This window comes from Buttiauxella gaviniae (assembly GCF_040786275.1).
GTDB lineage: Bacteria > Pseudomonadota > Gammaproteobacteria > Enterobacterales > Enterobacteriaceae > Buttiauxella > Buttiauxella gaviniae_A.
Map to the genome: position 1 here is coordinate 15343 of NZ_JBFMVT010000002.1, position 12954 is coordinate 28296.

Annotated in this window: 8 protein-coding genes and 1 other RNA gene; 7 read left to right on the top strand and 2 right to left on the bottom strand. The window is 50.9% G+C overall.

Features of this window, described 5'->3' with window-relative positions; all coding sequences use genetic code 11:
* Window positions 1-75 precede the first annotated feature (75 nt).
* Window positions 76-1176 carry an AI-2E family transporter YdiK gene (ydiK, locus tag AB1E22_RS00715; protein ID WP_367593614.1) on the top strand — a complete coding sequence of 367 codons (1101 nt, stop codon included), beginning with the start codon at window positions 76-78 and terminating at the stop codon, window positions 1174-1176.
* A gap of 199 nt (window positions 1177-1375) precedes the next feature.
* An RNA gene (gene rprA, locus AB1E22_RS00720) (antisense sRNA RprA) lies at window positions 1376-1480 on the top strand.
* Window positions 1481-1547: 67 nt separating this feature from the next.
* Here the strand turns inward: rprA and AB1E22_RS00725 are convergent.
* Window positions 1548-3926, bottom strand: coding sequence for a glycoside hydrolase family 3 N-terminal domain-containing protein (locus AB1E22_RS00725; RefSeq protein WP_367593615.1), 2379 nt, complete (start codon window positions 3924-3926; stop codon window positions 1548-1550).
* Between the two features lie 321 nt (window positions 3927-4247).
* Here AB1E22_RS00725 and AB1E22_RS00730 point away from each other — a divergent pair, with 321 nt between their 5' ends.
* Window positions 4248-5648: a glycoside-pentoside-hexuronide (GPH):cation symporter gene (locus tag AB1E22_RS00730; RefSeq protein ID WP_367593616.1), complete on the top strand. Its 1401-nt coding sequence runs from the start codon at window positions 4248-4250 to the stop codon at window positions 5646-5648.
* Window positions 5649-5733: 85 nt separating this feature from the next.
* Here the strand turns inward: AB1E22_RS00730 and ppsA are convergent, their stop codons facing one another.
* On the bottom strand, window positions 5734-8145 hold the full coding sequence (gene ppsA / locus AB1E22_RS00735; RefSeq protein WP_367593617.1) for a phosphoenolpyruvate synthase: 2412 nt from the start codon (window positions 8143-8145) through the stop codon (window positions 5734-5736).
* 285 nt (window positions 8146-8430) lie between these two features.
* Between ppsA and ppsR the strand changes: the two genes are divergently transcribed.
* The 4 genes from ppsR to AB1E22_RS00755 all read left to right on the top strand — a co-directional run bounded on the left by ppsR (window position 8431) and on the right by AB1E22_RS00755 (window position 12950).
* A complete protein-coding gene (ppsR, locus tag AB1E22_RS00740; RefSeq protein ID WP_367593618.1) occupies window positions 8431-9264 on the top strand; it encodes a posphoenolpyruvate synthetase regulatory kinase/phosphorylase PpsR in 834 nt (277 codons plus the stop codon).
* A 159-nt stretch (window positions 9265-9423) separates the two neighbouring features.
* A complete protein-coding gene (gene aroH, locus AB1E22_RS00745) occupies window positions 9424-10470 on the top strand; it encodes a 3-deoxy-7-phosphoheptulonate synthase AroH (RefSeq protein ID WP_367593619.1) in 1047 nt (348 codons plus the stop codon).
* Window positions 10471-10650: 180 nt separating this feature from the next.
* On the top strand, window positions 10651-10815 hold the full coding sequence (gene hemP / locus AB1E22_RS00750) for a hemin uptake protein HemP (RefSeq protein WP_367593620.1): 165 nt from the start codon (window positions 10651-10653) through the stop codon (window positions 10813-10815).
* 158 nt (window positions 10816-10973) lie between these two features.
* Entirely contained in the window at window positions 10974-12950 is a 1977-nt protein-coding gene (locus AB1E22_RS00755; RefSeq protein ID WP_367593621.1) for a TonB-dependent hemoglobin/transferrin/lactoferrin family receptor, read from the top strand.
* Window positions 12951-12954: the final 4 nt, after the last annotated feature.

Consider the following 12954-nt stretch of genomic DNA (forward strand, 5'->3'; position numbering starts at 1 on the left):
CATCATTAACACATCCGCTTCGCGGCTTTAACGCAGGCACTTTGCCCGTTATCTGTTATTAAGGTGATTTTATCTATGGTTAAAGTCAGTCAGCCAAAGGATCTACTGCAGATCCTGCTGTCAGTGTTGTTTATTTCGGTGATGATCATCGCCTGTTTGTGGATAGTTCGCCCATTTGTTCTCGGTTTTGCGTGGGCAGGAACGATTGTCATTGCCACATGGCCTCTCATGCTTAAAGTGCAGCGTTTATTGTGGGGGAAACGTTCGCTTGCCGTAATCGTAATGACGCTGTTGTTATTGATGTTGTTTGTTATTCCCGTCGCGCTGTTAGTGAATAGTCTGGTGGATAACAGCGGCCCGGTTATCGACTGGGCAACCAAAGGCAATATGGAGCTGCCGAAATTTGAGTGGCTGCATGCCGTGCCTCTAATTGGCGACAAACTTTATTCGGGCTGGAATACGCTGGTTGATAGCGGCGGCAGCGCGATTATGGCGAAGGTGCGTCCGTATATCGGCACCACAACAACCTGGTTCCTCGGCCAGGCGGTGCACGTCGGCAGCTTCCTGATGCATTGCGCCCTAATGCTGCTCTTTAGCGTGCTGCTCTATGCCAAAGGTGAAACGCTGGGCAACGGTATTCGTCACTTTGCATTCCGCCTGGCCGGCACGCGCGGCGATGCGGCAGTGCTACTGGCAGGCCAGGCCATTCGCGCCGTTGCGCTAGGTGTGGTTGTCACCGCGCTGGTTCAGTCGGTGCTGGGCGGTGTGGGTCTTGCCGTGGCAGGTATACCGAATGCAACGCTGCTCACCGTGGTGATGATGCTGTGCTGCCTGGTGCAAATCGGGCCATTGCTGGTTTTAGTGCCGTCAATTGTCTGGCTGTACTGGTCCGGGGACAACACCTGGGGCACCGTGCTGTTGGTGTGGAGTTGCGTCGTCGGCACCATGGATAACGTGATTCGCCCGGTGCTGATTCGTATGGGGGCGGATTTGCCGATGATCCTGATTCTTTCCGGTGTTATCGGGGGGTTAATCGCATTTGGCATGATTGGCTTGTTTATTGGGCCGGTTCTGCTCGCGGTGTCTTATCGTTTGATTTCAGTCTGGATGCATGAAGCCCCGCAGCCTCAAGAAGATCCCGACGAAGTCGTAGAAATTCTCGACGAACATCAGTAACGAAAAAACTGTTGCTCTCAGTAATGGGAGCAACAGAGCAAAACTATTTAACATCTCTTATCAATTCACACCGCTATCTCTTCTGTTCAAGCCTTTGATTCCACCACAACGCGTTATTATGAGCCTAACCGTTTACTTTCTATTAACTATTGAGACGAATCCGAGAGACGCTCCAGGACCAGATGCCTACTATTACTTCACGGCTATGAATCAACGCATTGATTTATAAGCATGGAAATCCCCTGAGTGAAACAACGAATTGCTGTGTGTAGTCTTTGCCCATCTAAGATGGGCTTTTTTTTATCCCTTTATCCCCGTCATACTTCAAGCTACAGCGGTGTTGGCTACACTCACAAACCCCAGTCATTTACTCAAAGATGTTCAATCTTGCAGTGACTCACCATTCGCCATTTACCATCGATTACCCTCGTGTCGCCACTCACCTTCACATATCCGGAACCTCTAATGTCCGCACTGGAAGCTCCAACGCGAATCTCAAATTCGCCGGGTTCCACAATGCGTTCCCCGCGACGTGAGGTGAAATTCAACATATCTGTTGGGACGGTAAAAGTGAGTCGTGCGCTGGCGCCTGGGTCGAGTTGCACCCGTTGGAACGCTTTTAATTCCTGAACAGGGCGCACCATTGAGGCGACTTTATCGTGTACGTAAAGCTGCACAACTTCACTCCCGGCCACCGTTCCGCTATTGCTGACTGTAATGTTCACTACCACTTCACCGTTTTCGTTTGCAACGGTATCACTGGCAACCTCAAGTGGGCCGTAATTGAATTCGGTCCAGGTTTTACCGTAACCAAACGGGTAACGTGAGCCAAAATGGAAGGCAAACGGTGTGCCACCGCTTTTCAGTTTGTGGTTGTAGTAATACGGTACCGCACCGGCACTTTTGGGAATGGAGACGACCAGTCGCCCGCCAGGTTCGGCGCGTCCGGTAAGCACATCCGCAATCGCGTATCCCCCTTCCTGCCCTGGTGCCCAGGCCATCAGCAACGCCGCAACGTTATCTTCCTGGCCGCCCAAATTGTAGGGACGCCCGCCCGTCATCACCACCACCACCGGTTTACCGGTCGCAATCAGTTCATCAAGCAATTGCTGCTGCACGCCCGGCAGCGTCAGGCTATCCGTATCGGAGCCTTCCCCTACGGTGCCGCTCTGGAATAAACCGGATAAATCCCCTACGCACAGCACCACAACATCGCTTTGCGACGCCGTTTTTACCGCTTCAGGAATGAGGGATGTGTCTTTCGAGACGGGCGATTCCTGCATCGGTTTGCCACCGCTATCGCCTGGGAAAACCGGCGCCCCCGCCATGCGTTTTTCGATAATGTGGCAGCCTTTGGCGTACGACACATTATCGCGACCCAATTGTTCACGCAGCGCTTCTAGCGGGGTGGTGACCTGCGAGGTTTGTTCGAGCATATCGCTGATAATAAGATGCACCGGAAAACTGTAGCCGCTTAACAACGCGAGCGGATCGTCAGCCGTTGGGCCAATCACCGCCACGCGCGGCGTGCCACGCAACGGCAAAACGCCATTATTTTCAAGCAGGGTGATTGAGCGGGTAGCCACTTCGCGGGCGATTTTTTTTGTCGATTCCGTTTGCAGCACCACGCCGTTTTCATCTCGATAGGGATGCTCAAACAGGCCGAGACGGAATTTTTCTTTCAGTACGCGGCCTACAATTTCATCGATCTTTTTCATGGAAATCAGACCGCGATCCACCGCTTCGGCAAGATGACGGGCGCAATCGTCTTTCGGCAACTCCACATCCAGCCCGGCGTTAAACGCCAGCGCCGCAGATTCCGCCGCATCATGGGAAACGCCGTGGTGTTGATGCAATAAACTCACGCCGCCGTAATCCGCCACAATAAGCCCATCGAAGCCCCACTGCTCACGCAAAACGGTGGTCATCAGGAATTCATCCGAATGGCCCGGCTGGTTATCAATATCGTGGTAAGCAGGCATGACTGAGCCCGCATCGGCGAGTTTTACCGCCATTTCAAAAGGCAGCAGGAAAGTGTCATTGAGTTCGCAAAAACCAAGGTGAACCGGCGCGTGGTTTCGTGCGCCTTCACTAAACGAATGGCCGACAAAATGTTTTAACGTTGCTAACAGGTCGCGATTTTTCCCCTGCAAACCTTTCACGTAATGGGTCGCCATCATGCCCACGAGCCACGGATCTTCGCCAAAAGTTTCCTCTGTTCTTCCCCAACGTACATCACGTGAAACATCCAGCACCGGAGCCAAACCCTGATGGCAGCCCGTGGAACGCGCCTCGTCACCAATCGCGTTGGCAGCACGCTCAATGAGATCTAAGTCCCAGGTGGAACCATAGTTGAGCGAGGAAGGGAACAACGTGGCATCTTTGCACAGCAGGCCGACCAAACATTCCTCATGAAACAGTGCGGGAATACCCAGTCGAGTCTCTTCTACGAGGGTTTTCTGCAAACGGTTGGCGGCGCGAACGCCCTCTTTCGCATCAACAATATGAGTGCCTAACGGCCTGGTAATTTGCCCGACGCCCAGTTTAAGCCGCTCTGCCAGCGCCTTCTGTTGGGTTGTTCCAGAAAATTCATCACTCAAATCTATACGTTCGCGGTGTTGACCATCGCTTTGCAAAATTAACCACTGGGCGTGCATTTGCGCGAATTTTTCTTCCGGCGTCATACGCGACAGCAGGTCGGCAACACGTTCATTTAAAGGGCGGTGAGCATCTTTATAAATGGCAGACATAATATTCCCCTTTCGATTTCAGCCATCCGCGTAACCGTTCGCGGAGATGATTTTAATCATCAATATGGGTGATGAATGGGGGCCCAAACAATTGTCAGAATAACCCGTAAGATTACGTTTTTTGGTTTTTAGCCGTAAGTGTGACGAGATTCAAAAATATATCGCGGTTTAAGATTATTCCTCTGAAACCTTAGGGGATAAGAGATAACTCCGTCACAATTGGAAAGAAACATAAAACACAAATGAAAAATTACAATACTCCTCTTCACATTCGCGACATATAACTACTGGCATATTCCGGCTTTAAATAAAGGTGAATGTATGTCGGTGTTAACGGAAAAGATTACTAACAGAGAAAAACTAGGTTTTGGGCTAGGCGATGCGGCAAGTCACATCGTTTTTGATTCATCAGTCGCCATTCTGGCTTATTTTTATACGAATATTTACGGTTTACCCCCGGCGGTCATGGGGACTCTATTTTTAGTCGTCAGGGTTCTGGATGCGATTACTGACCCTATTATGGGGGCGATTGCCGATCAGACGAAAAGCCGTTGGGGCCGTTTCCGCCCGTGGTTATTAATTATCTGTGTGCCCTTCGCGGTCAGTTGCGTACTGGTTTATTCCACTCCTGATTTTGACCAAACGGGTAAAATCGTTTACGCCGTGCTCGCTTATATATTTATGACGTTAATGTATACCGCGATAAATATCCCTTACTGCTCGTTAGGGGCGGCGATTACGTCCGACCCACAAGAAAATCTTTCATTGCAATCATGGCGTTTTGCCATTGCGCCAATCGGCGGTGCGATGGGAACTGCGTTGATTCTGCCGCTGGCTGATTTTATTGCCCCAGGGGACAGAGCATCAGGCATGCAGTGGGCAATGGGTATCTTCGGCGTTATTGGCTGCGTAATGTTCCTGGTCTGTTTTATTACCACTCGCGAGCGTATTACACCGGTAAAAGAAGAAAACCTGAATATTATGCGCGATGTGCGCGTGCTACTAAAAAATGACCAGTGGCGAATTCTTTCGGTTTATAACCTTGCCATGCTATGCGGTGTGGTTGTGCGTGGCAGTCTGTTGGTCTATTTCGTGCAATATATTCTGCATCAGGGCAGCGGCATTATTTCTATATTTATGCTGGCTACCACCGTTGCCGCCGTCTTTGGCAGTTTGTTTGCAAAACATCTCGGCGGTTGGATGTGTAAAATCCGTGCTTCCATTTGGGTTAACGTGCTCAGTGCGCTGATCGGGCTGTTATTCTTAGTGTTGCCTACGAATTACTGGATGCCTGCATTTATCGTCCATATTATGCTTAATATTTTGCAGGGCATTAACGCGCCGCTGCAATGGTCGATGATTACCGATGCGAATAATTATGGCGAGTGGAAAACCCAGCGTCGAATTACCGGCATGAACGTAGCCGCCAATATATTCATTATTAAGTTGGGTGTAGCCATCGGTGGGGCTTTAACAGGATGGGGCCTGGCATTGTTTGGCTACCAGTCAGGTGTTGAGCAGCAGTCCGCCGAAGCGGTTCGCGGTGTGTTGATTCTGTTTACTGTATTACCGGCTATTTTCTACTTAATTACTGCTATCTCGATTCGTTATTACAAATTAACGGAAGAGAGGATGAACAGTATTGTGAGCGACCTTCGTATTGGGAAGTTCCAGACAGAGAGTGATATTCCGGTAGCGTTAAGTCCTAAAGCACTATCGTAAAAACTGGCGGATGTCGCTTTCGCTAATCCGCCCTGCAATTACGGTTTCCCAGGTCGGATTAGCGAAAGCGACATCCGACTTTTATTTACTTATTAGCTTCTGCCAGACTCAGCCAGGTTTGCACCACGGTATCTGGGTTCAGAGAAAGACTGTCGATCCCCTCCTCCATCAGCCAGGCAGCAAAATCTTCATGGTCGGAAGGCCCCTGACCACAAATACCGACGTATTTTCCCTGTTTCTTCGCCGCTTTAATTGCCATCGACAGCAGCGCTTTTACTGCATCGTTGCGCTCGTCAAACAGTTCAGAAACCACGCCAGAATCGCGATCCAGACCCAAAGCCAACTGCGTCATATCGTTGGAACCAATCGAGAAACCATCAAAATATTGCAGGAACTCATCGGCCAGTAAGGCGTTCGATGGGATCTCACACATCATAATGATTTTCAGACCGTTCTCACCGCGCTTCAGCCCCTGACGCTCCAGCTCTTCAACAACCGCTTTAGCCTGAGCCACGGTACGCACAAACGGCACCATCACTTCGACGTTTGTCAGGCCCATATCGTTACGCACACGTTTCATCGCAGCGCATTCCAGGGCGAAACAATCGCGGAAGCTGTCAGCGACGTAGCGACCTGCGCCACGGAAGCCAAGCATCGGGTTTTCTTCTTCCGGTTCATAACGCTCGCCGCCCACCAGGTTGGCGTATTCGTTAGATTTGAAGTCCGAAAGACGGACGATCACGCGCTTCGGCCAGAATGCCGCACCCAACGTTGCAATGCCTTCCGTCAGGCGGCCAACGTAAAACTCAACCGGATCGTCATAGCCCTTCATCATTTCGCGGATTTCGTTTTGCAGCGCAGGTTCTTGCTGGTCGAACTCCAGTAGCGCACGCGGGTGCACGCCAATCATACGGTTGATGATAAATTCCAGACGCGCAAGCCCCACGCCTTCGTTCGGTAGGCAGGCAAAATCAAAGGCGCGGTCAGGGTTACCCACGTTCATCATTATTTTCAGCGGCAGATCCGGCATGGTATCGACCGTTGAGCTTTTCACGCTGAAATCCAATATTTCCTGATAAACATAACCGGTATCGCCTTCTGCGCATGAGACCGTCACGTTCTGGTCATCGGTCATGCGTTCGGTAGCATCACCGCAGCCTACGACCGCCGGGATCCCCAGCTCACGGGCGATAATCGCCGCGTGACAGGTACGCCCGCCGCGGTTGGTGACAATCGCCGCCGCTTTTTTCATGATCGGTTCCCAGTCAGGGTCGGTCATATCGGTGACCAATACATCGCCTGGCTGAATACGATTCATCTCGCTGATATCGTGGATCACTTTTACCGGACCCGCGCCAATGCGGTGGCCGATGGCGCGCCCTTCAGCAATAATTTTACCGTGGTCGTGCAGTTGATAGCGCTCCATCACCTGGCCTTGAGAACGCACGGTTTCCGGACGAGCCTGTACGATAAATAACTTACCGGTATGCCCATCTTTGGCCCATTCGATGTCCATTGGGCGACCATAGTGTTTCTCAATTTGCACTGCCTGTTTAGCCAGTTCCTGGACTTCTTCAGGTGTAATAGAGAATTTGTCGCGATCAATCTGGGGCACGTCTTCAATGCGAACCTGCTTGCCATGTTCCTGGCTTGCGGCATACACCATACGGATTTTTTTCGAACCCATATTACGGCGCACGATCGACGGTTTACCGGCTGCAAGGGTTGGCTTGTGAACGTAAAATTCATCCGGGTTAACCGCCCCCTGCACCACCATTTCACCAAGGCCATAGGCCGAGGTGATAAACACCACCTGGTCGAAACCGGATTCGGTGTCGATGGAGAACAGTACACCGGAAGAGGCGAGATCCGAACGGACCATACGCTGCACGCCCGCAGAGAGCGCGACGCCACGGTGGTCATAACCCTGGTGAACACGATATGAAATTGCGCGGTCGTTAAACAGCGACGCAAAGACATGCTTCACGGCAACCAGTACCGCGTCATAGCCCTGCACGTTGAGGAAAGTTTCTTGTTGTCCGGCAAACGAGGCATCCGGCATATCTTCTGCTGTGGCGGAAGATCGCACCGCGAAAGAAGCATCTGCATCGTCTGAGGAAAGTTGTTCGTAGGCGTCGTGAATCGCCTTTTCCAGCTCAGGCTGGAATGGTGTATCGATTATCCATTGGCGGATTTGCGCGCCCGCTTTGGCAAGCTGCGTCACATCATCAATATCCGTTTTATCCAGCAGCTCATAAATACGCTGGTTTACGCCACTTTGGTCAAGAAAAAGGTTAAACGCTTCGGCCGTGGTGGCAAAACCATTCGGCACGGAAACACCCATACCTGAAAGGTTAGTAATCATTTCACCCAGAGAGGCATTTTTGCCTCCGACCCTGTCTACATCATTCATGCCGAGTTGGTTGTACCAAAGCACCAGCGGTGACGAGTTGGACATCGAAACAATCCTTTTGTGATATATGAATGAGAAATACATTACATCCTTTTTAGATTGGCATAATTATATGAGGGAATAAAACAGGTGAATCGTTCAAGCAAAATAAAAATTTGAAATTTTCAGATATATTTACCTTCCGCATAACCTATTGATTATTAATTTAATCCCTATATTAATAAAGGGTTAATGATTTGATGAAATTGAACTGGGCATTTTATTAAAAATAAAAACTACGTTTCATTTTTAAAAATTGACTGCGATTGATCCAGGACGGATAGTTTTAATTTATGCTTCACCTAACGTCGTTACTTTCAGGATGAGAAAATGGACAACGCAGTCGACAGGCAGGTTTTTTATATTTCTGATGGCACCGCTATTACCGCCGAAGTGCTCGGCCATGCGGTGATGTCGCAATTCCCGGTGGCGATCAACAGCATTACTCTGCCGTTTGTTGAAAACGAAAGTCGCGCGAACGCCGTGAAAGAACAAATCAATGCGATTTATCAGCAATCTGGCGTGCGCCCTTTAGTGTTCTACTCCATCGTGTTACCGGAAATTCGCGACATCATTTTGCAAAGTGAAGGCTTTTGTCAGGATATTGTGCAGGCTCTCGTCGCGCCTTTGCAGCAAGAATTGAAACTCGATCCCACGCCTGTTGCGCACCGCACCCATGGTTTGAATCCGGGGAATTTAATTAAGTATGACGCCCGTATTGCCGCCATTGATTACACTTTGGCGCACGATGACGGCATTTCGATGCGTAACCTCGATCAGGCGCAAGTTATCCTGTTAGGCGTTTCGCGCTGCGGGAAAACACCGACCAGTTTGTATCTCGCCATGCAGTTCGGCATTCGGGCGGCGAACTATCCGTTTATTGCTGACGATATGGATAACATCCAACTGCCGGCGGTACTCAAACCGCTGCAGCACAAACTTTTTGGTCTGACAATTAACCCGGAGCGCCTTGCCGCCATTCGTGAAGAACGCCGTGAAAACAGCCGTTACGCGTCATTGCGCCAGTGCCGACTGGAAGTCGCAGAAGTCGAAGCGCTGTTCCGTAAGAACCAGATTCGTTATTTGAATAGTACTAATTATTCCGTTGAAGAGATGGCGACCAAAATCCTGGATATCATGGGATTGAATCGCCGCATGTACTAACAAGCTAGTGCAAAAGTGCAATTTTGTATGGTAGGGTGTACAGAATCTGGCGGTAACGATTCAGTTTTACGGTTGAATTCAACATAAATTGGTTTATCGTGACTGCCATCACTTCCCGGTACTCCTGCCGAGCTGAAGACAAAATTTCTGAGACACCCAATGAATAAAACAGATGAATTGCGCACCGCGCGCATCGACAGTCTGGTTACACCTGCGGAGCTGGCACAGCGTTTGGCTGTATCCCAGGAGGTTGCGCAAAACGTAACTGCCTCACGTCGTCGTATCGAAAAAATCCTTAACGGCGAAGACAACCGCCTGCTGGTTATTGTTGGCCCCTGCTCGATTCATGACCTTGATGCCGCGATGGACTATGCCTTGCGCCTGCAAGCCGCGCGTGAAAAACATCAGCATCGCCTTGAAATCGTGATGCGTACCTATTTTGAAAAACCACGCACCGTGGTGGGCTGGAAAGGTCTGATCTCCGATCCCGATTTAAACGGCAGCTACCGCGTAAACCACGGTATTGAGCAGGCACGCCGCTTGCTGTTGCAGGTTAATGAATTGGGTGTGCCGACCGCCACCGAATTCCTGGATATGGTGATCGGGCAGTATATTGCCGATTTAATCAGTTGGGGCGCGATTGGCGCTCGTACTACTGAGAGCCAAATCCACCGTGAAATGGCCTCTGCACTTTCTTGCCCGGTCGGCTTCAAAAACGGCACCGACGGCAATACGCGGATTGCCGTCGATGCAATTCGTGCGGCCAGAGCCAGCCATATGTTCCTCTCCCCTGATAAACACGGGCAGATGACCATTTACCAGACCAGCGGCAACCCGTATGGCCATATCATTATGCGTGGCGGCAAACAGCCAAACTACCACGCAGCCGACATCGCAGCCGCCTGTGACAGCCTGCATGAGTTTGATTTACCAGAACAATTGGTGATTGATTTCAGCCATGGTAACTGCCAGAAGCAGCATCGCCGCCAGTTGGAAGTGTGCGAAGACGTCTGCAATCAGATTCGCAACGGTTCGCGCGCCATTGCCGGCGTGATGGCCGAAAGTTTTATTCGCGAAGGCACTCAGAAAATCGTGGCCGGGCAACCGCTGGTTTACGGCCAGTCGATTACCGATCCTTGTCTGAACTGGGAAGATACTGAAACGCTGCTCGATATGCTGGCGGAAGCGACGAAGAGTCGTTTCTGATTACCCGATGGGTAGCGTCATGGCTGCCCATCAAACTTCTTGTTTACCCGCCTCTTTCCCCAAACGCCCAAAATTGATCCATTCACAAATTTCTTACAAATAGTGCTTGATGGTGAAACACAGTTTATTGATAATGATTATCATTGTTACATTGATTGGCATTTGTATACAGAGTGACACATGAATAAAACATTCACCGCTACGAATACGCAATCTGCGGCTATTCCCCGTCAGATCGACAGTAAGCAGTTGCTTGGCCCTGACGGGCGCGTGGTTATCATCCACGAAGGCCAACAATATCAATTACGTCAAACTCAGGCCGGGAAACTCATCCTGACTAAATAACCACCCAAAATAGCCCTCAAAATCATTCGCATTACATCGTGACGGCAAAAGAATGCAGCCAACAAAGATGTAACCCGAAGTATGAAGAGGGAAACGCAAGCCACCCAGGTCATCCCCAGGCAGCCAGCGAATAACATTTTTCCTATGGAGATTTGCGCATGCCTGCTTTACACACAGTCGGATTCCGCCTGTCATTACTGACTGTTGCGATTTTTACAGCCCTGCCCGCGAGTGCGAAAGACGATCAAGTTACCGTGGTGGCAACCGGGAATGAACGTAGTACGTTTGAAGCCCCCATGATGGTTACGGTGATTGACGCCAATACCCCTGAAAGCCAAACCTCTTCTTCTGCCGCAGACATGTTGCGCCGTGTGCCAGGAATCACCCTTTCCGGCACCGGCCGCACCAACGGCCAGGATGTCAGCATGCGCGGTTACGATCGTCGTGGTGTGTTGATGCTGGTCGATGGCGTTCGCCAGGGCACGGATACCGGGCATCTCAACAGCACATTTATTGATCCCGCGTTGATCAAGCGTATCGAGGTCGTACGTGGCCCCTCTGCCCTGCTTTATGGGAGTGGTGCGCTGGGCGGTGTGATTTCTTACGATACAGCAGATGCCAGCGACTTACTGTATGAAGGGCAAAATAGCGGTTACCGCGTGTTTGGAACCGGCGCGACGGGCGACCACAGTGTGGGTATGGGGGCCAGCGCCTTTGGGCGTACTGATAATCTTGATGGTGTGGTGGCGTGGTCCAGCCGTGACCGCGGCGACATTCGCCAAAGCGACGGTGAAACCGCCCCTAACGATGAAAACATCAGTAACTTCCTGACCAAAGGCACCTGGTATATCGACCCGGCGCAATCTCTGGCGGGTTCTTTGCGTTACTACAATAACGCCGCTCAGGAACCGAAAAACCCACAAACGACGAACGCCGATCCCAGCAATCCGATGGTGGATCGCTCAACCATCCAGCGTGATGCGCAACTCAAATACCATATTGGCCCCGATCAAAGCGACTGGCTGAACGCTGATGCCACAGCTTACTGGTCTGAAGCACGTATTAATGCCCAGGGCCAAACTGACGGAGGAGAATTCCGCAAGCAAACCACCAGCGGCGGCAAACTTGAAAACCGCAGCCGTTTGTTTACCGACAGCTTCGCCGCTCATTTACTGACTTACGGCGGGGAATACTATCGCCAGGATCAAAAGCCCGGCGGCAATACCACCGGTTTCCCTCAGGCGAAAATCAATTTCGGCTCGGGCTGGTTGCAAGATGAGATCACCCTGCGTGACCTGCCAGTGACAATTCTGGGCGGTACGCGTTATGACGATTATAGCGGTAGCAGCGATGGCTATGACGATGTGAATGCCGATAAGTGGTCGTCTCGCGGCGCACTTTCCGTTACGCCAACCGACTGGCTGATGTTTTTCGGCTCTTATGCACAAGCCTTCCGCGCACCGACCATGGGCGAGATGTACAACGACGCGAAGCACTTCTCCATCGGCACGCGTTACACCAACTATTGGGTGCCCAATCCCAATCTGCGTCCGGAAACCAATGAGACGCAAGAGTACGGTTTTGGCCTGCGATTTGACGATTTAATGCTGGCAGAAGATGGCCTCGAATTTAAAGCGAGCTACTTCGATACCAATGCGAAAGATTACATTTCCACCACTGTCGATTTCGCCAGAGCGACCACCATGTCCTACAACGTCCCTAACGCCAAAATCTGGGGTTGGGATATGACGGCAAAATACTCCAGCAGTTGGTTCAGTTTAGATCTGGCCTATAACCGTACTCGCGGTAAAGACACCGATACCGGCGACTGGATTGCAAGTCTCAATCCGGACACCGTCACCAGCATCCTCGATATTCCGGTAGCCCATAGCGGTTTCTCCGTGGGCTGGGTGGGGACTTTTGCTGAGCGCTCAACGCACATCAGCAGCAGCTACAGTGAGCAGGCCGGTTACGGCGTGAATGATTTCTATATCAGCTATAAAGGCCAACAGCAGTTGCGCGGGCTGACCACTTCCCTGGTGCTGGGTAACGCCTTTGATAAGGAATACTGGTCGCCACAGGGGCTCCCACAAGATGGCCGTAACGGCAAAATCTTCGTTAGTTATCAATGGTAAGGAA

Bases quoted from the DNA above. Each gene is read 5' to 3' on its own strand.
- ydiK (WP_367593614.1), top strand. From the start codon at position 76: ATGGTTAAAGTCAGTCAGCCAAAGGATCTACTGCAGATCCTGCTGTCA.
- AB1E22_RS00725 (WP_367593615.1), bottom strand. From the start codon at position 3,926: ATGTCTGCCATTTATAAAGATGCTCACCGCCCTTTAAATGAACGTGTT.
- AB1E22_RS00730 (WP_367593616.1), top strand. From the start codon at position 4,248: ATGTCGGTGTTAACGGAAAAGATTACTAACAGAGAAAAACTAGGTTTT.
- ppsA (WP_367593617.1), bottom strand. From the start codon at position 8,145: ATGTATTTCTCATTCATATATCACAAAAGGATTGTTTCGATGTCCAAC.
- ppsR (WP_367593618.1), top strand. From the start codon at position 8,431: ATGGACAACGCAGTCGACAGGCAGGTTTTTTATATTTCTGATGGCACC.
- aroH (WP_367593619.1), top strand. From the start codon at position 9,424: ATGAATAAAACAGATGAATTGCGCACCGCGCGCATCGACAGTCTGGTT.
- hemP (WP_367593620.1), top strand. From the start codon at position 10,651: ATGAATAAAACATTCACCGCTACGAATACGCAATCTGCGGCTATTCCC.
- AB1E22_RS00755 (WP_367593621.1), top strand. From the start codon at position 10,974: ATGCCTGCTTTACACACAGTCGGATTCCGCCTGTCATTACTGACTGTT.